Raw genomic sequence first — 20,425 nt, forward strand, 5'->3', positions numbered from 1 at the left:
TTGGCGGCGGGGAACCCGGACACAGGTTTGCGCACCTGCCCCGGGCCCTTCAAGAACAATAAGATTTCCAGCCGCCGGCAGCGCTGTAGATTACCGGCCCGGTACGGAGTCAGTGCACAGATGGATCTAATTCATATACACGAAAACGACAATGTGGCCCTGTGCCGCGCCAGGCTGCCCGCCGGCAGCCTGGTGAACTGGCGCGGTTCCATGCTGGAACTGGTGTCGGCAGTACCCGCCATGCACAAGGTGGCGGTGAGCCCGATCGCCGGCGGCGAGCCGGTACTGAAATACGGCCAGGTCATCGGTTTCGCCGCCCGTGCGATCGCCGCCGGCGAACATGTGCACGAGCACAATATGGTGGCCAGGAGCCATCACGCCGACTACGCCTTCTGCAGCGAGGCCAGCCCCACCGATTTTGTCAGCGACGGTGAGCGCGCCACCTTCATGGGCTTCCGGCGCCCCAACGGGCGCGCCGGCACGCGCAATTTTCTCGCCGTGGTCTCCACCGTCAACTGCTCGGTCACCGTGTCCCGCGCCGTCGCCGCGCACTTCCAGCACAGCGGCAAGCTGCGCGACTATCCCAATATCGATGGCGTCGTGGCCCTGGGCCACGACAGCGGCTGCGGCATGTCCACTGCCGACGAGGGCTACCGCACGTTGATGCGCACATTGAACGGCTATATCGGCCACCCGAATTTTGCCGGAGTCCTGATGATCGGCCTCGGCTGCGAGGCGATGCAGGTCAACAGTGTTCTGCGGGAAAACGGCCTGGAGGTCGGCCCGCTGTTCCAGACGCTGACCATCCAGCAACAGGGCGGCACCCGCGCTGCGGTGGAAGCCGGTATCGAAAAGCTCACCGATATGCTGCCGGCCGCAAACGCCTGCCGGCGCGAACCGGTGCCGGTATCGGAACTGACACTGGCGGTGCAGTGCGGCGGCAGCGATGCCTATTCCGGTATCACCGCCAACTCGGCGCTGGGCGCCGCGGCGGACCTGCTGGTGCGCCACGGCGGTACCGTGATCTATTCGGAAACCCCGGAAATCTATGGCGCCGAGCACCTGCTGACACGCCGCTCGGCGACGCCGGAGATCGCCCGGAAACTGGTGGACCGGATCCACTGGTGGGAACACTACACCGAGATCAACGGTGTGGCCCTGAACAACAATCCCTCGCCGGGCAACAAGGCCGGCGGCCTGACGACCATCGCGGAGAAATCCCTCGGCGCCCAAGCCAAGGGCGGCACCAGCACGCTGCAGGGCGTGTACCTGTACGCGGAGACGGTGCGCACCAAGGGGCTGGTATTCATGGACAGTCCCGGCTTCGACCCGGTGTCGGTGACCGGCCAGATCGCCTCCGGCGCCAACGTGGTCTGCTTTACCACCGGTCGCGGCTCCGCGTTCGGCGCCAAACCGGTGCCCAGTATCAAGCTCGCCAGCAATTCGGAGCTGTACCGGCGCATGAGCGAGGATATGGATATCGACTGCGGCGGTATCCTCGAGGGCGAATACACGGTGGCCGAACGCGGCGAGTTCATTTTCCAGCGTATCCTGGCCATCGCCTCCGGCGAGCAAAGTGCCAGCGAAAAACTGGACTACGGCGACAACGAGTTCGCACCCTGGCGTATCGGCGCGGTGATCTGAACGGTAGGAACGACCGTCAGGCACAGGAAAACAAACAGCCGTACGGGACTGGCATAGCGTACCCGACGCCGGGCGACATATTCACGCGACAGGCAACCGGGTCGGGCAATCAGGAAAACACGGCGCGCTGCCAGAAGGGCACTTTTTTGCGCAGGTGTGCCGGGGTTTCCTCCGGCGGGACCTTGTAGACAAACCTGCGCCGCGCCCGGTGATACTCCGATTGCGGGTCGAAAAATACGGCCGCCATTTTTTCCAGTTCCCGCTCGCGGTAGCCCTGCAGCGGGCTGCGCTTTTCATCCGCCTCGCGCATGGCCGCCTTGGCCCTGAGCTGCGCGTCCAGGTCCGCGCTCTGCGCGATGCGCTGGCAGAAACTGTCCAGTTCGCGCCAGTAGGCCTGCCAGTCCTCGTCGAACACTTCGTCGCCAAACCCGATCTGCAGCGCCTCGCTGGCGAGCAGCGGTAGGCATTTCCGGGTCAGCGCCGCGGCCGTCTTCTTGCCCAGGCGACGGGGTAGCAGGTAGGTCCAGTATTCGGAGCCGTAGAGCCCCACGGCCCGATAGTGCGGATTCAGGACCACTCCCTCCCGCAGCAGGATATGGTCGCAAGCCAGCGCCATCATGGCGCCACCGGCGGCGGCATTATTGCGCAGCGCCGCCACGGTAACCGTGTCGGTGGTATCGATCAGCGCCGCGACAAAATCGTCGATCGCATTGATGTTTTCCCAGGATTCCCGCCCCGGATCTTCCGCTGCCTCGATCCGGTTCAGGTCGATTCCGTTGCTCCAGAAATCCTCGCCGCCCATCAGCACGATCACGCGGGCATCGCCGGACTGCAGCTCGCGGTAATGTGCCAGCAGGCGGCGGCACTGGTCCGCGTCCATGGCGCCGCCGGCGAAATTGAAATGGAGGTAGGCCACATCCCCGAGCCGCTCGCTGTAGATATCCTCAATCGCAATGGGGATGGCATCGAGTGGGTCCGGGGTGCTGTCCAGCAGTGGCAACAACACCTGCGCGGCGGGTAACTTGATTCCGCCTTCCCGCCGGGCCTGCATGATCCAGACAGCACCATCAATGGTGGCGCGGCAGATGGCGCCGTTACTGTGGGCGATAAACTCACCGGGTGCGCCGCCCAGGGAATCCTCCCTGCGCACGCCATAGAGGAATACCGACTGGCCGCCGACCTCTTCCCGCACACCCGGTGCACTGTCGGCGGCGCGCAGGCGCGAGATGACGGCATCGGTGGTGTGACGCTGCCAGTCGATGGCCCTGTCCGCCTGGGTCATCGCCGGCAACAGGCGGCCGGGGGCGGCCTGCGGGTCGAGCGGGCGCGGGCGGAAATCCGGGTCCTGCAGTGCGGCAACGGCCTTTTTGACCAGGTCCGCAGCGGCGGCGGTGACCTCGCGCTGGTAGAGTCCAGTCTTGCTGGCGGCGCGCAGCGGAAATACCGCGGTGCCCCAGATATCCCCGGCATCCATTTCCCCACAGGCCTGCAGCAGGGTCACCCCCCACTCGATACAGTTGTATTCGATCGCCCAGTCCAGCGACGACGGGCCGCGATCGCCCTCGATGCCCGGGTGTACGACCAGGCACGGGATTTTTTTCCAGATGGCGGCGGGAATACGCCGGGTCAGGAAAGGACAGACAATCAGGCGCGGGCGAAAATCGGCGACCGCTTTTTTCATATCCGCCGCACCGGAGACCAGTTGTACCGACACATCGCAGCCGAGCAGCCGCAGCTCGCAGTGAATCCGCTGGCTGAGGCCATTGAAGGCATTGCACAACAGCAGAATGCGCATGAAGTGACACTCCTTGTTACTTTATTGCTTTTTTGACGGTATCTGCGCGCCACCGTTCCGAACCGGTTACCTGTCGCGCCGACGGCAGCGGCACGCCCTCGCCGCTGCATTCGCCCTGTATTTTTTACTGCTGTCGAAAAAATAAAGCAGGAACTGTGCCCGGTTTTGATGCACAGTTCCAGCGCCAATTACCGAACGGGGATTCAGCTTTCCTGCAGGAAGCGGGCAATGGTTCTCAGCCCGTGTCCTTTGGCGCCCTGGGCCCACAGGTCATTGGCGCCCGGCTGGTAGGAGCCGGACAGGTCCATGTGTACCCAGCCGCGCCCTTCATCGCGCACGAAGCGGGCCAGGAAGGCGGCGGCGGTGGAGGCCCCGGGGCTGCCGTCGGCACCCACGTTGGCGATATCGGCGAAGCCGGACGGGATCTGCTCCAGGTGGAACTTTTCCAGCGGCAGGCGCCAGGCCTTTTCATTTTCGCCGGCCGCGGCATCCAGCACTTTCTGCGCGGTGTCATCCTCGAAACTGAGCACCGAGTTGTAATCGCGGCCGACGGCAATTTTGGCGGCGCCGGTCAGCGTGGCCGCGTCCAGGATCCAGCGCGGGTCCTGTTCGGAGGCGGCGATCAGGCCATCCGCCAGCACCAGGCGCCCCTCCGCATCGGTATTCAGAATCTCCGCGCTGACACCGTTCTTGTAGCGGATGATATCGCCGAGCTTGAAGGCGTGGCCGGACACCAGGTTTTCCGCGCAGCACAGGTACAGCCGCACGCGCTTCTCCAGCCCGCGGGCAATCGCCAGCGCCAGGCCGCCGGTGACCATGGCGGCACCGCCCATATCGGATTTCATCGTCGCCATGCCGGCGGACGGCTTGAGGCTGTAGCCGCCGGAATCGAAGGTGATGCCCTTGCCCACCAGGCAGGTGTCCACCGGCGCGCTCTCATCGCCGGACGGGTTGTAGTCCAGTTGCAGCATCGCCGGCGGGCGTTCGCTGCCGCGGCCGACATTGTGGATACCGACAAATTGCTCCTCGAGCAGTTCGTCGCCGGCAATGATCCGGTAGCTGACGGCGTCCGGCGCCAGTTCTTTCAGCAGGTCCGCCGCGCTCTGTGCCAGCACTTGCGGCGAGACATCCTCCGGCGTGCCGTTGGTGATCTCGCGCACCCAGCGCGCGGCTTGCTCGCGCGCTCCGAGTTCGGCCAGTTCGATCTTGTCTGCGGTGCCCCAGTCCAGCGCATTGTCGCGCGTCGGGTTGTAGTAACCGGCCCAGAAGGCCCAGCGCCGCTCCAAGTCCCAGCCGTCGCCGGCCAGTTGCACCGCCGGCACCCCCATACCATCCAGGCGCCGCGCGGCGCGCTGCGCGGCCACCAGCGGGCCACCGGTGGCCTCAATGGCGTGAATCGTCGCGCCGCTGCCATCGAAACTGACCAGCGCCTTGTCGCCCCAGGCCTCCGCCGCCGCGGTCTCCGTCAGCTGTACCTGCATCGCGTTCGTCATACTGCAATCCTGTTTTTCCGTCATTTTCCGGGCTTTGCCCGCGATCCGGACAGTATTTTAACACCTGCGCTCCGGGGCGCAGTGCGGGCGGACAATTGCGCCGCCGCACCAGCGGCCGATAAACTGCGGGGCGGCATCCGGGCGCCGCCCGGTAACCAGGGAAATAACGATAACCGACAGGGAAAAATGTATGGCCGAGCCGTGTAACTATCACTCGGGGCGCGACGCCAGCTGGCATTGCCAACCCTGCGGGCGCCACTACTGCGGCCGCTGTATTCCCGGCGCCGCCGCCAACTATCCCACCGGCCGTCCGGACTGCCCGCTGTGCCACAAGCCGCTGGCATTCATCGGCGCCAGCAACAGCGCCCGCCCCTTCTGGCAGATGGGGCTCTTCTATTTCCGCTATGCGCTGCAACCGGGGCCGCTGACCGTGCTGGCGCTGGCCTCGGCGGCCAGCCTGATGATTTCCGGCCTGGGCATCCTGTCGTTGGTCATCCTGGTGGCCGCCATCGCGCTGGTCAGCCGCTACAACCTGCTGGTCATCGACACCCTGGCCCACGGCAACCTGGAGGCGCCGGCGTTCGGCGACGCGCTGGACGGCAACAGCGCGCCGCTGTTCGCCAAGGTGATCGGCATGACCCTGATCGCCGGTTTTGTCGGCTACCAGTTCGCCAAACTGGGCCAGGGTGCGCTGCAGCTCTACTCCATCGCCCTGTCGCTACTGGCGCCGGCGGCGATGATCGTACTGGCGCTGGAACGCAGCCTGCGCGCCGCCATCAACCCACTCAAGCTGTTGCAATTCACCCTGGTGATCGGCTGGCCCTACTGGTTGCTGTGGCTCGCCACCAGTACCATTTCCGCCGCGCCCGGCTACCTGGTCCAGATCGTCGCCAGCAAACTGCCGCTGTGGGCGCTGATGCCGGTGGTGGCCGCCGTCACCAGCTATTTCTATATCGTCACCAGCGCCATGATGGGCTACATCTGTCTGTCGCGGCAGCAGCGCCTGGGTCTCACCGCCGAGCTGGACGACGGAGACGACTATCTGGAGGAGGCGGAATTCAACCGCGCCCGCGCGCTGGCCGACGCGCAGATACTGATGCGCGAAGGCGACTTCAAGGCCGCCCGCCGCGCCCTGGTGGAGGCCCTGCGCCGCTACCCGGACGACGCGGCCCTGAACGAACACTACTACCGGTTGCTGCTGGCCACGCAGGATAAAAAGGCCCTGCGCGAACTGGGCCCGCACCTGTTGGACAAGTTCATCCGCATGAACCGCGCCCACAAGGCGGCCGAACTCTACCTGGCCACGGAGCCGCTGCCGACCATCGACAAATCCCACCTGCGCCACGGCCTGGCGGAGGCACTGTTCCGGCAACAGAAATACCGGCCGGCGGCACAATTGCTGGTCAACCTGCACAAAGAAGACAGCGACTACGGGCGCCTGGATGCGGCCTACCTGCTACTGGCACAGATCTATCTGGACGGTTTCAACCGGGAGGATATGGCCAAGAAACTGCTCGCATTTGTGCAGCAGAAGTTTCCCGACAGCCGGTTGCAGGAGCAGATTTCAACCCTGCGGGAAGTACTCGACAAGGCAGCCGTGCCCGGGTGAAGGGCCGGTATAACCCCTCAAAACCCTTCAAAAAAACACAGGAAAATACGGACCGCGAAATGGAATACAGGGACAGCAAGGGCAAGCTGGATACGGCCCGGAAAATCCTGAAGGTCAATCACGCCGGGGAGTTCGGCGCGATAAATATATACCGCTCTCAACTGTTGGTCGCCAGGTTGTTCATGCGCGACCTGGTGCCGCTTCTGGAATCATTCCTGACGGATGAAAAGCGACACCTGCAGGTGTTCTGGGACGAAATCTGTTCACGCAAGGGCGTCAAGTGCAAGAGCTTCTGGCTCTGTGGACTCGGCGGCTACTTCATGGGGTTTGTATCCGCCCTGTTGGGCCGGAAAGGCATCATGGCCTGTACCTGGGCCGTAGAATCCGTGGTCGTCGACCACCTGCGTACCCAACTCGCCTACCTCGAACGCAAGTCGGACAGGGCCGCCTACGATACCGTGGCCTATATTCTCGAAGACGAAAAGAACCACCGGGATATCGGCAGCCGACACGGCGGGGCCGACAATTTCTGGTACCACCCCCTCAGGTTTTCCATCAGTCTTTTTACCGAAGCGGTGATCCGGCTGGGGATGCGTTGAAAACTATCCTTACCACTGGTGTGCTGTGTGGGATTAGTGTGCTGTGTGGGATCCACTCTCACATTTCTCCACACTACGACTGCCCCGTCACCTCCAGCGACGGGAACAGCGCCATGACCTCCCGTGCCCGCGCCTCTTCGCCGCGACGCCGGTAGTGGGCCACCAGCGTATCGCTCAGTTTGACCAACAGCGGGTGCTGGACATTCTGGCGTCGCAACCGGCGCAGCAGCTCCTCCAGCCAGTTCCAGTTCCCATCCCTGGCGGCGCGGCGCGCCAGCAGCAGGCAGGCCTTTGGCGATAGTGCGCGGGGATTTTCACTGGATTGCAGGTAGCGGCGATAGCCCTCGGCGAGAGTGCGGCCGTCCACGTCGGGATCGTCGGCCAGCGCGAACAGTGCCAGGTTGGCGCGGTGGTGGGCCTCGCTGTCCGGGGCCGCCGCGGTCAGTTCCACTGCGCGCTCGACCAGCAACAGCGATTTGGGATACTGGCGCACGGCGGCGCTGGCCGCCTCCCCGGCCTCCAGCAGTTTGCCCTGCTCGCGGAGGCGCTCGATACGGGCCAGGGTGCGCTGCTGCGGCGAGGGCGATTCGGGCTCCACCGGCATCGTCTCCAGCGGCGGGCGGCGGCTGATCAACACCAGGGTGGCGACAAAGCCGGCCACCAGGCCGCCGGTGTGGGCCCAGTAGGCGATACCGGCATCGCCGTAGAAATAGCCGAAGATTTCCTTGCCCAGCCACAGCGGCAGTACCAGCAACGCCGGTGCCGTGAATTCGCCGAACACAAAGCCGGCGGTGTAGAAGAAGCGCAAGCGGCGCACACCGTAGACGGCCACGAACATGCCCATGATCGCCGATACGGCGCCGGAGGCGCCCACCATCGGCATGGGACTGCCCGCTTCCACGGCCATGTGCAGGCCGGCGGCGGCGAGGCCGCCGAGCAGGTATAAGCCGGCGAACCAGAGGCCCCCAAGGGCCAGCTCCACCGACAGGCCGAACAGCAGCAGGAATACCATATTGCCGATCAGGTGATCCCAGCTGCCGTGCAGGAACATGTGGCCGAACAGGCCGGACAGGGTCGGTTCCGCAGGAGTCAGGCCGTAGGCAAAACTGCTCAGCCGGTCGCGCAGCTCACCGAACCGCTGCCGTTGCCGCAGCCACTCGGCCTCGCCCTCGGCGCGCAACTGCGGCAGCAGCCACTGGTGGAACTCGCGGTTGGCGAGCAGCTCCCGGTAGACGAACTCCTCGCCCTGGGTGTCCACCTGCATGCGCCACTCGGGGTGTTCCTCGTTGACGTAGATCAGGAAGCGCTGCTCTTCGTATTCCGGCAGCTCGCTGGAGAAGTAGTACTCTTCGGCCTGCTGCCAGCGGGCCTCGTCGCGGCCCTGGTAGAGGGTGAACACCAGCAGGTTGAGCGCGATCAGCACAAAGCACATCAGCGGCGGCCGGCGCCAGTCGGGCCTGTTCTGGATGGGGATGATCAGCACGGGGCCGGCCTGTCTCTGGTTGCGTGAACAGCGTCCCAGAATACAGCGGGACAGGGTCCGGAACAAACCGCGGCGACGGCCCGCAGTGACCGGTCGGTACCCGCCCTCTAATCGCCGCTGCGGCGGGCCATCTTCACCGGCACATCCCAACTGCGCAGGTGCAGATCCCGCTGCGGGAAGGGAATCTCGATACCGCGGTCGTTGAACTCCCGCAGCAGCTCCAGGTTATAGAGCGCGTAGGGATCGTCCAGCGGCGACACCATATTGCTGTTGACCCACACCACCAGTTTGAATTTCAGTGCGTAGTCGCCGAACTCCATCAGCCAGACCTCGGTCTTGCGCTTCCAGTCGGTGTGGGTGATGTTGACCTGCTCGGCAGCTTCCGTGGCCGCCTCGCGCACCAGGTCCGGATCCGAGCCGTAGGCCACATTGAAAGACACATGGATACGGCGCACCGGATCGTCCAGCGTGTGGTTGATCACGCGACCGGCGACGAATTCGGTGTTGGGGACCAGGATGTCGATATTGTCGCGGGTGGTAACGCGGGTTGAGCGCACATTGATATCGCGGATACGGCCGAAGACCCCGGACTCCAACTCCACCAGGTCGCCGACCCGCAGCGGCTGTTCGAACAGCAGTATCAGCCCGGAAATGAAGTTGGAGAAAATCGCCTGCATGCCGAAACCGATACCCACGGACAGGGCACCGGCCACCAGCGCCAGCTTGGACGCGTCCAGCCCCAGCATCACCAGCGCCACCATCAGCGCGATCCCGATAATGCTGTAGTGCAGTACCCGCCCGAGGTTGTACATCGACTGTTCGCTGGCGTGCTTCTTGCGCACCAGGCGATTGAGGAAGCGGCGGACCAGCCCGGAGATCAGCCAGGCGATCACCAGCACGAAGATAATCCGCGCGATCCCCCGCAGCGTGATCGGGCTCTCGGCGATGGTAAACAGCTCGTGGTCAGCCAGCCCCCGCCAGCGGGTATAGGCCATATTGAAGAAGTGGCCGCTGCGTTCGCGCACCGTCGCCCACCAGCCCTGGCGCTCGCGGTAGACCTTCAGTTGCGCCGCCTCGTAGCGCACCACATCGTCGATCAGGTCGGCCGCGCGACCCAGCGCGCTGTCGATGCGCTCGAAGTAGCGCCACCAGCGGCTCATGTCCTCGCTCTCATCGTCCGTCCAGGCGACCACCTGGCGCTGGCGGATGTTGAGTTCGCGCGAGGTGCTGTCGATCAGGTTGCGCGCCGTTTCCAGCAAGTCGCGGTCCATCACCAACTGGTGGTCGGGAAGCTCGGGGTTGAGCACGCGGTTGATCGACTGCAGCAGCTCATCCTTGCGTTTTTGCAGGTAGTTCTCCAGCAGCCTGGTCTCCAGCTCCATCAACTGCAGGTCCCGCTGCATGTTCACGTCCGGCTCCGCGGACTGCAGGGTGCTGCTGCGCAGTTCCGCCCGCTTGGCGGTGAGCTGCTCTATCTTGTCGCTCTTGCCATTTAAGCTCTCCTGCAGTTTTTCCCCGGCCTCGGCGCTGTAGCGGATCTCATTCAGCATGCGCGCAAGCTGGGCCTCTCCCAGGTCGATCTGCTCCTGCCAGACGCGCATCTGCTCTTCCAGCGCGGAACGCTGTTCGATGATGTTGATCTGGTTGAGCTGCGCGGCGAGCAGCGACAGGGCGGCCAGCTGCCGGTCGAGCCCCTCCGAGCCCGCCTCCCGCAATACCACCACACGCTGGCGCAGGCGACTGAGAGACTGGCCCAGGGTGTCGTCCACCTGCCGCACTTCCAACTGCAGGCTTACCAGCCGCTGGCGACCGCGCGCGACGGCGGCATCGGATTCCGCCCAGGCCAGTACACTGGGATTGCGGGGAAATTCGACCTCCGGCAATACCGCGACTTTCTGGTATTCGCCGAATTTATCCCAGGTGACGCGAATGCCCTTGAGACTTCTCTCGACTTCGTCGGCGCGCTCCTGCAGGTCCTCGTTGTCCGGCAGCGTGACGCGCCAGTCCCGCCAGGCCTCGTCCAGCGTATCGAGCCACTGCTTTTTCTCTTCCGTGGAGGCATCGGGCCAGCCGGTCCACCAATCGGCGCTGGGGGCACTGAAATCGGGAACGACCGGCTCGAACGACTCGGGCTTTTTGCCCGGTAGCTGCGCAGTGGTGGGAAGCGCGGAGCACAGGAACAGCGCGCCGAGCAGGAGGGCCAGCAATACTCGAGCGCCGCAACCGGAGTGACCGGAGTCACTGCGCGCAGTGCGAATGGGGGAAAAACTACAGTCGCCCGCCATAGCCCGTATCTATCCGTGACAGGGAATCCGACGCATCAACAAACGCGGAAGTGTGATGATCCGTTTTTTTCAGTGTAGCCGGGGCCGCGGCTGGCGTTCAGCGGGCGGAAGGACACGCCAACTAGTGGTCCATGCGGAAAGTTGTGTAACTGTTCGCGTCGCCAAAGCGCCCAGCTCTGCGTTGAGAAAGCTTGAAATAGAACCACTATTCCTGCGCTTTCTCGCCTTGATCTGAACACTTTGGCTGTGCTCCTTAGTCACCAAACTTTCCGCATGGACCACTAGCGCATGCAGCGCTCGTATTCGTCGCTGTAACTGCCCGGCTGGCGGCGATAGGGACCCACCCTGGCGCGGCGCGACTGGTCGTCGGCAATGCGACGGCAGGTGGATCGGCGCTCCTCATAACTTTCATCGCGAATATTGTCGCGGAAACCGTAGCGACCGTAGTAGCCGCCGCCGGGATAGCTGCCGTAGTAGTCGCTGCGGTAAGCCCCGCCCCCCGGCTCGGCGCGGTATCCGGGCTCTGCCCGGGGATAGGCTCGGGGAATTGCCCGGGGCTGTTCGGGCGCCGCGAGCGATTGCAGTTCCGGCGACCCGCGGTAGTAATCCCGCCAGCCGGGAGGCGGTGAGACAACCGAATAGTCGCCGCCGCGGGGATCGTACAGGAAGAAGGAACCGCTGCCGGTCACGACATAGCGATCGCCGCCGATGGTGAAGCTGCCGGCATCGCCGGGTACATCGGGTACCCGCGCGCCCAGTGGCGGATCCACGCGCAGGTAACCTCTGCCGTCGGGGCGGTAAAAGGCGCCGCCCGAATAGTAGTAGGTTTCACCGCGCACGAGCAGTTGCGAGGCACCGGCGGGCAGGGCGCCCGTCCGTTCCTGGGCCCAGGTCAAGGAGACTGCGAGGCCGAGCAGGAGTGCAATGGCGTAATGCATGACGGCATCCCCTCACTTGCAAACTACGGGAAGTCTACTCGGCGGCGACACCGATCCCCAATCGCATCAGCGCTATTCCCGAATCAAAAAAATCCGCCCCCGCACCGCAGTAGGCGGTACTGGAGCGGATTTTTTGTCCGGCAGATCCGTTGCCGCAATCACCGGTTTCCGTTTAGTTCTGCCTGGCCATATTCATGCAGCGGTTGAACTCCGCGATATAGACACGACCGCCGGTTTGCGGGTTGCGGTTGGCCAGGTCCGCAGCCTGGTTGCGGCAGCCGCGTTCGATGCTCTGATCGACGCTGGGACGCTGCTGCGACATGTCGCGGCGATATTCATGCGCCTGGCTGCTTCTGGAGGCAGTCGGCGGCACTACCTCATAGTAGTAGCCACCCTGCGGATGGAAGCGATAATAGGTATCGCCGTGTTGGTAGTATGTCTGTCCCCTTACCTGGATTTCCGAGGTATTGGCGGGCAGCTCGGTGAGTCGGTCCTGCGCCTGGCTATAGCCGGCGAGGGAACACATCAGTAGCAGTGGGATTAGAAAACGCATAGGGACTTTCTCCTCTCTTTCGTTTCGCCCCGAAGTCTATTTACTCCGGCGTCCAGTCCCCAACTTAATTGGGAAAACCGGCGATCGAGGGGAGATGCCCGCCGGACGCGGCGGGCGGGCAATCCCTACAGGAAATGCTGGACCTTGTTCTTGTAACTGCGGCTCATCTTCAGGCGCTCGCCGTTATTGAGCACCAGGTGGTATTCACCGTTGATATGGGCACAGATTTCGCGCACCCGGCTCAGGTTGACGATGGTCGAGCGGTGAATGCGCTGGAAGACCTTGGGATTCAGTTGCTGCTCCAGCTCCTTCATGGTGATGCGCATCACGTGGGTCTCGCCGTTGGCGTGCACACACATGTAGTCGCCGGCGGCGTCGATCCAGTCGATCTCGCGCGACGGTACCAGCGTGATCTTGCCGGAATCCTTGATCGCGATCTTGTCCGGGTACTGGCTGCCAGACAGTTCCCCGGCCACCAGTTTCTGCTCCAGGGCCTCGGGCGACTCACGGGTCAGGTCTGCCACCGCCTCCAGCAGCTGCTCGCGCTGGCTGGCGATATCGGCGCTGGCCAGTTTTTCCCGCACCCGCTCCAGCGCCCGCGCCAGGCGATCGTCCTCGATCGGTTTCAGCACATAGTCCACCGCGTTGACCTCGAACGCCTCCACGGCGTACTGGTCATAGGCGGTCACGAACACGATCTGCGGCAACTGGTCGCGGGGCAACTGCTGCACCAGTTGCAGGCCGTTGACGCCCGGCATCTGGATATCCACGAAAACCACATCCGGCCCATGCTCCAGTATCTGCCCGCGCGCTTCGCGGCCGTTGCCGCTCTCGGCGATCACCTCGATTCCCTCCATGGCCTCGAGCCGCAGGCGCAGACCGCGCCGCGCCAGGGGTTCGTCATCGACGACGATGGCTTTCAGTATCTGCTGTGCACCACTCATCCGGTTCTTCCTGTCTCGTAGGGAATTCTTATATGGACCGCCAGCCCGCCGCCATCGCGGTTGCGGAAGCGGACTTTCTGCTCCTCGCCATAGAGCGCCCTGAGGCGCTCGCAGGTATTGCGGATACCGACGCCGTAGCCGGAGCCCAGCGCCGCCAACTTGTCTTCCGGCATTCCGGGGCCATTGTCGCTGACCTCCAGCAACAGTTCACCGGCGAAGACCCGCGCCTTGATGGTGATCTCCCCGCCCCACTCGCACTGGGAGATGCCGTATTTGATCGCATTTTCCACCAGGGGTTGCAGCAACAGACTGGGCACCAGCGCGCGCGGGGACTCCCCCTCCAGGTCCAGGCTCACCCCCAGGCGATCGGCAAAGCGCACCTTTTCGATATCCAGGTAGAGCATCAGCGCCTCCACCTCCTTGGCCAGCGTGACCTTCAACATCGGGTCGTTGTCGAGTGAGTAGCGCAGGAACTGGGACAGCCGCGAGACCATGTCGTTGGCCGTGCGACCCTGCTTGTCGAGAATCAGGGTGGAAATCGCGTTCAGGGTGTTGAACAGGAAGTGCGGGTTCAACTGGTAGCGCAGCATTTTCAATTTGGCCTGGTGTGCCATGGATTCCGCCCGCAGGGCTTTCTCCTGCTGGGTCTGCGACGTCTGGTAGTACTTGATGCCGTAGTAGAGCGCCGCCCAGGTCATCATGATCAGGAACGAATAGGAGAACCAGTAGATGGCCAGCACCGCCGGGTGCTCGTCGCGCTCCTTGCCGTAGAGCCACAGGGAACCGCCGAACTTGATCGCCGCCCACACCAGCGCCGCCAGGATCACCACCCCCAGGGTCCCGAACAGGCGCGCGGCATCGGGCTTGTTCCAGAGACGCTGGAAACAGCGTCGCATGCACTCCGACAACATCACGCCGGAAGAGGTTGCCACGGCGATATAGCCGGAGTGCAGCCAGTGGTTCTCGACCCAGAAAAAGCTGCCGACAAAGATCAGCAGCGTATAGCCGCCCCAGCCGGACAGCTGCAGCGCCCAGTACTGCCACTGTGGTGCTGCCAGCCTTTCAGACAGCCATTGGAATGCGTTGTGACCCATAAAATCCCGTACTGCGCCGCTCAGCTCCGCGGCGGCCATTGATATATTGCCGGGCTTCATACTAAATGGCGATACCCGCTGGCGGAATACCATCGGGCGCAGCATCGGGACAGACTGCCGCAGGAGCACAGCGTGAATTACTGGCTTTTCAAATCCGAACCGGACGAATACAGCATCGATGACCTGGCGGCCGAACCCGGCCGCGTGGGCCGCTGGGACGACATCCGCAACTACCAGGCGCGCAACTTTCTCCGCGACCGGGTCGCCGGGGGCGACTGCGTCTTCTTCTACCACAGCTCCTGCAAAGTGCCGGCCATTGTCGGCACCGCCGAGGTGGTGCGTGCGGCCTATCCGGATCCGGCCCAGTTCGACCCGGAGAGCAAATACTTCGATACAAAGGCGAGCGCCGACCGGCCGCGCTGGTTCTGTGTCGATATCCGCTGGCTGAGCAAGTTTGCGCGGCCGGTGCCGCTGGCGGAGATCAAGCGGAACCCGGCACTGGCGGAGATGGTGCTGGTAAAGCAGGGGCGGCTGTCGATCCAGCCGGTGACGGCGCAAGAGTGGAAAACCGTGCTGGCGCTGGGCGATATGTAACCCGGATATCGCCGCACCACCTGCGGGGCAGGCTCCCACGCTTCAGCGATATACAGCGTCCTACAGTATCATTAGCTCGGCGGATGCACCCGCTCCCGCACCACCGCGGCCAACGCCCGCGTCAGCGTGGCGGTGGACACACCGATCATCAGCGCGCCGTTGATCGCCTCCAGCGGGCCCAGCAGGCGGTGCTTTTCCGACATCACGATATCCCCGTAGCCGAGCGTGGCGAAGTTCACGCCGGAATGATAGAAAGCCGCCTCCCAGTCCCCGAACTCGCCCAGTGCGTAAAACAGCAGCGCCCAGGCCGCGACCTGCGCGAGGCAGGTGAAAATCAGGATCAGCATCAGCCCGGCCACCACCGCCACCGCCCGGCGAAAGGTCGAGTGCAGCCGCTGTTCGCGGCGCGTGTAGTAGCGCAGCGCGGCCACCACGAGCAGACTCTGCAGCAACAGGCACAGCGTCATGACGGCGATACCGAGCAGCAGATCCAGCAGCATCAGCGCCACTCCCGGCGGGGCCCGCCACCCGCCCCGGTACGCCACCATTCCAACAGCGACATGGCCAGCAACGCGTATACGGTGACGCCCAGGAACAGGGCCATGCGCACGGCGAAGGCCTGGTAGACGTCCTTGCCGCCGGCGCTGTCCTGCACCGCGGCGCCGAGCAGGATCAGTGCCGTCACCAGCGCATTGATCCAGAAGCCGGGCGTCAGCCGGTTGCGGAAAACCCGGTAGGCACCGGCGGCCAGCAGCAGGCTGAGCAGCAGCATCCAGCCACTGAAAAACCACAATGTCACCGCCAGGCGCAGGCACCACCAGACACAGATTGCACAGGCGCCGCCGAGCAGCGTGGAGCCGACAAGCTCGCGGCTGGCACCGCGCAATTGTATGTCCCCGGCCTCGCGCCCCAGCAGGACGCTCTTTACCAGGAACGGCAGGTAACTGGCCGGGTTCACCAGCGTAAACACGAACGCCGGCAGTACGATCAGGGTCGCGCGCAGGGACCGCCAGTTCTGCTGCGCCGGCGCCGCCGGTTTCACCGGCGGCACCTCAGCGTCTTCCGGAAACAGCGGGTACACCAGCCACAGGCAGCCAATGGCCACCGCCATACCCAGCACCATGGCGGCAACGAGCGCCGCCGACAGCGCCGGGCTGGCGGCTTCGGCGGCGGGAATAACGGTAAAACCGAAGGTCAGCAGGGTGGCCGGGATTTCCCTGCCGGCGACCATGGCCAGCCGGTTGCTGAAAAACACCCCCAGGGCGATCAGCAGCAGCGCGGGCAGCGGCGCCCGCTGCAACAGCGGGCCGAGCAGCAGCCCGATCCCCAGCGCCAGTGCCAGCAACAGCAGCAACGCCAGCGCCTGTGCCGGCGCCGGCGGTCGCGCCGGCCGCGCCGCCAGCAGCACGGCGAACAGCGGCGCGACAAAGGGCACGCCCAGGTCCAGCCCATAGCACAGGGCCAGCGCCAGGCCGGTGGCGAATGCCAGCCGATAGCAGCGGCGCGCGGCCAGCGGCATCCGCCTGCGGGGAAATGGTCTCCTGTCACCGGGAATCGCCATCGTATGCCCCGTCAGTATGCGTAGGACAGGTAACTGAGCACGCGGATATACAGTTTGCCCAGCAGCCGCAACAGGCCGTCGTCGTCGCTGTAGGCAATCACCGAGGCCTGGCCACCGACGCGCAACTGGCGCAGCACTTCCGGCGGTGGCGGCGAGCTGAACTCGACCCGCACCGGAAACCGCTGTGCCCGGCGCAGCCAGTCGCGGTTGTTGTCCACGTCCGGCAGGGTACCGGGCGGTGGCGCGCGGCCGGCGCTGACACCGATACCGATATCGCGCACCCGCCCCCGCAGCACCTGCCCCGGCAGTGCGTCCAGCAGTATCTCCACCGGCGTGCCGCGGCGCAGGCGGCCCAGGTTGTTTTCCGTGTAGTCGGCGCTGATCCACAGGTCCTCGAATGCGATCAGCGTCAGTACCGGGCTGCCGGCGCCGGCGTACTGGCCGACCTCGGTGCGCAGGTCGGTGATGACGCCATCGGACTGCGCCAGCACGGTGGTGTTATCGAGATCCAGTTGCGCCCGGTCGACCTCGGCGCGGGCCAGTTGCAGCAGGGTGTTGGCGCCCTCGCCATTACCGCCCTTCTGTTCGATGGCCTGTACGATGGCCGCTTCCGCCGCCGCGACCCGGGCGCGCGCCTGCTCCAGGCCGGCGTGGGAGTTTTCCAGGCGGCGCTCGGAAATCGTGCCCGGGTCGTCCCGCCACAGGGCCGTGAGCCGCGTGTAATCCTGCTGCGCCTCCTGCAGGCCGGCGAGCGCGGCGCGCAAATTGGCGCGCTCCCGCTCCACCGCCGCGTCCCCGGCCGCCACCTGCTGCCAGGTGTTGTCGAGGTTGGCGCGCGCGCTCTGCAGTGCCAGTTGGTAGCGGGCGCGGTCGACGGCGAACAGTTTCTCGCCGGCCTTCACCGACTGGTTGTTATCGACCCAGACGTGGGTGACCACACCGGCGACCTCCGGCGCAACACCCACCACATAGCCCTGCACCCGCGCCTGGGAGGTGTAGGGGGTGAAGCGGTCCGCCAGCAGGGACCAGCAGAGCGAGGCCAGGATCACCGCCAGCAGGATCTTCACGCCGCGCGCCACCGCGACGCGCGATTCGGTTTCGGCGCTCTCCAGCGGCCCGGCCGGCGCGGCGCCGGCTCGCTCGTCGACCTCGCTCACGGCTCAGCTCTCCGTTCCGGCCCGGCCGGCAGGGGCGCGTCCAGCAGCCCGCCCCAGTCGGTGCGCTCGCGCATGCGGCGGCGCATCGCGGGCGGGATAATCCCGTCGATGGTCGCCGCCCGCCAGCCGCCGCCCAGTGACTTGTACAGGTCGATCACGGCCGCCACATGGTCGCCGCGGTTGATCACCGCCTGATCGGACTGGGCAAACAGTGCCGCCTGGGCGTCCAGTACCCGCTGGAAATCCGAGTAGCCCTCCCGGTAGCGGCGGCTGGCGATCTCCAGCGAGCGTTCCGCCGCCGCCAGGGATTCGTCGAGGATCCGCTGGCGGGCCGCGGTCCGCGCCATGCGGCTGGCGGCATCGTCTATCTCGCGGGCGGCGTCCAGGACCCTGGCCTGGAAGTTTTCCAGCGCCTGCTGCAGGCGCGCGTCCTGGACCCGTACATTGTTTTCCAGGCGCCCGTAGCTGAAGATGTTCCAGCTCAGCGCCGGCCCCGCCACCAGGCTCGACACATCGCCCACTTCATCGAGGCTGTTGCCGGCCCAGCCCACCGTGCCGAACAGCGAAATGGCCGGGTAGAGATCCGTCATGGCCACCCCCACCTGCGCCGATTGCGCCGCCGCCTGCCAGGCCGCCGCGCGCACGTCCGGTCGCCGCAGCAGCAGGTTCGCCGGCATCTCCGGCAGCGCGATGCGGTCCGCCGGCGGCAGGCTGCCATCGATCCCCGCCAGTTCCGGCAGCTCCCCCGGCGCCCGCCCCAACAGTGCGCAGAGCGCGTTGCGCTGCCGGGTCAGTTCCAGCTGCAGCGCGGGGATGATGGCCAGGGTGGCGAGGTACTGGGTGCGCGCCTGCTGCAGGTCTAGCTCGGATTCCTGGCCGCTCTCGAACAGCTTGCGCGTGATCTCCAGGCTGCGCTGCTGCACCGCGACATTGTCGCGCGCTATGGCGATGCGCTGCAGCGTGGTCTTGTAGCCGTAGTAGAGCGTCGCCACCTGCGCCGCCAGCAGCACCTGCACGTCGCGCTGGTTGGCAACGGAGGCGAAGAAAGCCGCATCGGCCGATTCGATGCCGCGGCGGAAGCGGCCCCAGAAATCCATTTCCCACTGAATGTCGAAGGCGATATCGCCGGTGCGGAATTCCCGATGGCCGTCGTCGGGGCCGCCGTCGATATATTCGGAGACGTAGGCCCCGGCCGCGTTGATCTGCTGCAGTTGCGGGTATTTCAGGCCGACGGCGATGCCGAGCGCAGCGCGGCTCTCGAGAATGCGCAGGCCGGCGATACGCAGCCCGGGATTCTCCCGCCGCGCCTGTTCGATCAGGCCCGCCAGCACCGGGTCGCCAAAGCGCCGCCACCAGCGGCCGATGTCATCCGCCTGCGGGTCCGGGGCAACCTGGCCATACAGATCCGGCTGCCAGGCCGCCAGCCAGTCGATATGCGGCTCGCTGAAGTCGGGCCCCAGCGGCGCGCAGGCCACCGCGCTCACCAGCAGCGCCGGCGCCAGCGGGCGTGCGCCGGGACGGACGGCCGCCCGGATCATCCGGCGTTCGCGTCCGGGCCCGTATCGGACGGGCGCTCCGGCTCCATCGCGTACACCCAGGCGCGGAAAATCCGGTAGGCCAGCGCGAGGGCGACGGCGCCGACGAACAGGCCGATCAGGCCGGCGGAGATCATGCCGCCGATGGCGCCCAGCAGCACCACCGGCATGGGCACGGCCAGGCCGCGCCCCAGCAGCAGCGGCTTGAGCACATTGTCCGCCAGCCCGGCCAGCAGCAGGTAGCCGGTGACCAGTGTATTGGCGCCGGTGGAAGCCTCCCCCTCCATCCACAGCCAGGCCAGCACGGGAATGACGAGCAGTATCGCCGGGACCTGGGCGATGCCCAGCAGCAGCGCCACCAGTGCCAGCAGACCGGCCGCCGGCACACCGCCGAGCAGGAAACCCACCCCCAGCAACACCGCCTGGATAAAGGCCACGCCGATCACCCCGGCCGTGACCGAGCGCACCGTGGCGACGGACAGTTCGAGCAGCTGCGGTCCGAACGCCGGACCGCAGATGCGGCTGAAGATACGCCGCGAGGATTCCTCGCCGGGCGCGGCGTAGGCCAGCATGATACCGGCGACGATGAAGGCGCCGACGAAGGCCAGCAGCCTGGCCATGGTGCCGCCCACCGCGGCGGCCGCACCGCGCGAGAGTTCGTGCAGTTGCGGTTGGTAATTGCCGGCAAACTTATCGAAATCGGCGGCGGCCGCCTGCCAGGCGGCGTACAACCGGTCGCCGACCAGCGGCCACTCCTCCAGCGCGGGATTCGGTGGCGGCAAAACGACGCGGCCCTCGGACAAGCCGCGATAGAGTTCCAGCGCATGGTCGACAAAGGAGATACCGAGCAACAGGGTGGGCGCGCCGAGCAACAGCAACATCAACAGTACCAGCAGTGTAGCGGCACGGCCCTTGGACGTTGCCAGCGCGGCGGCCAGCCTGCGGTTGAGCGGATACAGGGATACGGCCAGCACCAGCGCCCAGGCCATCAGCACAAGAAAGGGCGCAAAGGCGCGCGCGGCCAGCCACGCCAGCAGCGCAAACACGGCCAGGCGCACGGCGATATCGACGAAGGCATTGGGGCTGAAGGCGCGTTGATTGTTTTCGGGCGCGTCCATGCACTGAACTCCCTGTTCGGCGG

18 protein-coding genes are annotated in these 20,425 nt (G+C 65.3%); 4 read left to right on the plus strand and 14 right to left on the minus strand.

Annotated features, from left to right (window positions below; all coding sequences use genetic code 11):
• Positions 1-120 precede the first annotated feature (120 nt).
• The gene (locus MWN76_RS11235; protein ID WP_250461511.1) at positions 121-1,644 is read left to right on the plus strand and encodes a UxaA family hydrolase; all 1,524 of its coding nucleotides are present in this window, start codon (positions 121-123) and stop codon (positions 1,642-1,644) included.
• Here MWN76_RS11235 and MWN76_RS21300 read toward each other — a convergent pair.
• From MWN76_RS21300 to pepB, 3 genes are all read right to left on the minus strand, one after another.
• Positions 1,596-1,865 carry a DUF3667 domain-containing protein gene (locus MWN76_RS21300; protein WP_425606618.1) on the minus strand — a complete coding sequence of 90 codons (270 nt, stop codon included), beginning with the start codon at positions 1,863-1,865 and terminating at the stop codon, positions 1,596-1,598. The two genes, MWN76_RS11235 and MWN76_RS21300, sit on opposite strands and share 49 nt — an antisense overlap.
• Positions 1,754-3,439 carry a hydrogenase maturation protein gene (locus MWN76_RS11240; RefSeq protein WP_250461512.1) on the minus strand — a complete coding sequence of 562 codons (1,686 nt, stop codon included), beginning with the start codon at positions 3,437-3,439 and terminating at the stop codon, positions 1,754-1,756. The genes MWN76_RS21300 and MWN76_RS11240 overlap by 112 nt, the downstream gene beginning before the upstream one ends.
• A 203-nt stretch (positions 3,440-3,642) precedes the next feature.
• On the minus strand, positions 3,643-4,932 hold the full coding sequence (gene pepB / locus MWN76_RS11245; protein WP_250461513.1) for an aminopeptidase PepB: 1,290 nt from the start codon (positions 4,930-4,932) through the stop codon (positions 3,643-3,645).
• A 190-nt stretch (positions 4,933-5,122) separates the two neighbouring features.
• Between pepB and MWN76_RS11250 the strand changes: the two genes are divergently transcribed.
• The gene (locus tag MWN76_RS11250) at positions 5,123-6,541 is read left to right on the plus strand and encodes a tetratricopeptide repeat protein (protein WP_250461514.1); all 1,419 of its coding nucleotides are present in this window, start codon (positions 5,123-5,125) and stop codon (positions 6,539-6,541) included.
• Between the two features lie 59 nt (positions 6,542-6,600).
• The gene (locus MWN76_RS11255) at positions 6,601-7,140 is read left to right on the plus strand and encodes a demethoxyubiquinone hydroxylase family protein (protein WP_250461515.1); all 540 of its coding nucleotides are present in this window, start codon (positions 6,601-6,603) and stop codon (positions 7,138-7,140) included.
• 73 nt (positions 7,141-7,213) lie between these two features.
• Here the strand turns inward: MWN76_RS11255 and MWN76_RS11260 are convergent, their stop codons facing one another.
• The 6 genes from MWN76_RS11260 to MWN76_RS11285 form a co-directional block, all read right to left on the minus strand.
• On the minus strand, positions 7,214-8,623 hold the full coding sequence (locus MWN76_RS11260; protein WP_250461516.1) for a rhomboid family intramembrane serine protease: 1,410 nt from the start codon (positions 8,621-8,623) through the stop codon (positions 7,214-7,216).
• 107 nt (positions 8,624-8,730) lie between these two features.
• A complete protein-coding gene (locus tag MWN76_RS11265) occupies positions 8,731-10,830 on the minus strand; it encodes a mechanosensitive ion channel family protein (protein ID WP_250461517.1) in 2,100 nt (699 codons plus the stop codon).
• Between the two features lie 359 nt (positions 10,831-11,189).
• Complete coding sequence (locus MWN76_RS11270; protein WP_250461518.1) at positions 11,190-11,846, minus strand: DUF6515 family protein; 657 nt, start codon at positions 11,844-11,846, stop codon at positions 11,190-11,192.
• A 172-nt stretch (positions 11,847-12,018) separates the two neighbouring features.
• The gene (locus MWN76_RS11275; protein WP_250461519.1) at positions 12,019-12,399 is read right to left on the minus strand and encodes a hypothetical protein; all 381 of its coding nucleotides are present in this window, start codon (positions 12,397-12,399) and stop codon (positions 12,019-12,021) included.
• A gap of 125 nt (positions 12,400-12,524) precedes the next feature.
• The gene (locus MWN76_RS11280) at positions 12,525-13,343 is read right to left on the minus strand and encodes a LytR/AlgR family response regulator transcription factor (RefSeq protein ID WP_250461520.1); all 819 of its coding nucleotides are present in this window, start codon (positions 13,341-13,343) and stop codon (positions 12,525-12,527) included.
• Complete coding sequence (locus MWN76_RS11285) at positions 13,340-14,437, minus strand: sensor histidine kinase (RefSeq protein ID WP_250461521.1); 1,098 nt, start codon at positions 14,435-14,437, stop codon at positions 13,340-13,342. The genes MWN76_RS11280 and MWN76_RS11285 overlap by 4 nt, the downstream gene beginning before the upstream one ends.
• 132 nt (positions 14,438-14,569) lie before the next feature.
• Between MWN76_RS11285 and MWN76_RS11290 the strand changes: the two genes are divergently transcribed.
• The gene (locus MWN76_RS11290) at positions 14,570-15,031 is read left to right on the plus strand and encodes an EVE domain-containing protein (RefSeq protein ID WP_250461522.1); all 462 of its coding nucleotides are present in this window, start codon (positions 14,570-14,572) and stop codon (positions 15,029-15,031) included.
• 71 nt (positions 15,032-15,102) lie between these two features.
• Here MWN76_RS11290 and MWN76_RS11295 read toward each other — a convergent pair whose 3' ends face one another.
• Genes MWN76_RS11295 through MWN76_RS11315 form a run of 5 tightly spaced genes read right to left on the minus strand, consistent with a single transcriptional unit; the run spans position 15,103 to position 20,402 of the window.
• On the minus strand, positions 15,103-15,531 hold the full coding sequence (locus MWN76_RS11295; protein ID WP_250461523.1) for a potassium channel family protein: 429 nt from the start codon (positions 15,529-15,531) through the stop codon (positions 15,103-15,105).
• Positions 15,531-16,592: a DUF2955 domain-containing protein gene (locus MWN76_RS11300; protein ID WP_250461524.1), complete on the minus strand. Its 1,062-nt coding sequence runs from the start codon at positions 16,590-16,592 to the stop codon at positions 15,531-15,533. Before MWN76_RS11300 ends, MWN76_RS11295 begins: the two co-directional genes overlap by 1 nt.
• 11 nt (positions 16,593-16,603) lie before the next feature.
• On the minus strand, positions 16,604-17,749 hold the full coding sequence (locus MWN76_RS11305) for an HlyD family secretion protein (protein WP_250461525.1): 1,146 nt from the start codon (positions 17,747-17,749) through the stop codon (positions 16,604-16,606).
• Entirely contained in the window at positions 17,746-19,287 is a 1,542-nt protein-coding gene (locus MWN76_RS11310) for a TolC family protein (protein ID WP_250461526.1), read from the minus strand. Before MWN76_RS11310 ends, MWN76_RS11305 begins: the two co-directional genes overlap by 4 nt.
• Positions 19,284-20,402, minus strand: a complete 1,119-nt coding sequence (locus MWN76_RS11315; protein ID WP_250461527.1) for an AI-2E family transporter — start codon at positions 20,400-20,402, stop codon at positions 19,284-19,286. The genes MWN76_RS11310 and MWN76_RS11315 overlap by 4 nt, the downstream gene beginning before the upstream one ends.
• Between the last annotated feature and the right edge of the window lie 23 nt (positions 20,403-20,425).

Source organism: Microbulbifer litoralis (assembly GCF_023634065.1).
Taxonomy (GTDB): domain Bacteria; phylum Pseudomonadota; class Gammaproteobacteria; order Pseudomonadales; family Cellvibrionaceae; genus Microbulbifer; species Microbulbifer litoralis.